General features: G+C 67.1%; 1 protein-coding gene. It reads left to right on the forward strand.

Going from position 1 to position 853, the window contains the following annotated elements; genetic code table 11:
• A partial coding sequence (locus EOA24_RS39755; protein ID WP_127410917.1) for a patatin-like phospholipase family protein occupies positions 1–853 on the forward strand: 853 nt, incomplete at both ends.

Below are 853 nucleotides of genomic sequence, written 5' to 3' on the forward strand. Positions count from 1 at the left end.
GCACAGGATCCTGGAGTTCTCGCAGGTCTTCGTCGATGCGCCGTCGATCTTCAAGGGCTTGCTCAACCCGTTTTCGAGCGCGGCGCGAGAAGTCGCCGCCTGCTATGAGCGGCGCCTGTTCGCTGGCTCCAGGCCGATGTTGAAGAGCCTGCCGGAAAAGCCCTGGTTCGTGTTCTGCTCGAGCAATCTCGGCACCGGCTCGCTGTTTCGCCTGTCGCGGCGCTACGTGGCCGACTATCGCATTGGCGTCGCGTACAACGCCGACCTGCCGGTGGCTCTCGCGGTGGCTGCCTCCTCGGCTTTCCCGCCTTTCCTGTCGCCGCTTCGGCTCGACCTCACGCCCTTCGTGTGGAAGAACGATAAGCTCGACCCTTCGGTCGGCGCGCCGGTTCCGCCTTCCCGCGCCGTGCTCACCGATGGCGGCGTCTACGACAATCACGGCATCGAGCCGGCGCTGAAGCGCTGCCGCTGGCTGCTGGTGAGCGACGCCGGCGCGCCCTGGCAGGCTTCGAAGGCGGGCTACTGGAACTGGTTCTCGCAGCTCAAACGCGTGCTCGACACCACCGACAACCAGGTGCGCTCACTGCGGCGACGGGACCTGGTGGCGCGCTTCCAGGCGGCCAAGGACGCCGACGATCGCGGCCTGCCCGAAGACACGACCCGGCCCGACTATGCGGCAACGCGCGGCGTCTTCTGGTCGATCGCCAGCAAGCCGGACGCGAGCGAGCCGAATTTCGTGCAGACCGCCGCGACCGCGCCGGCGGATATCGGCACCTCACTGCATTTCCTAGGTAGCGAAGAGACGGTCGACCTGGTGAACTGGGGCTATTGCGCAGCCGACCAGGCGCTGCGG

It is taken from the genome of Mesorhizobium sp. M2A.F.Ca.ET.039.01.1.1, assembly GCF_003998035.1.
Taxonomy (GTDB): domain Bacteria; phylum Pseudomonadota; class Alphaproteobacteria; order Rhizobiales; family Rhizobiaceae; genus Mesorhizobium.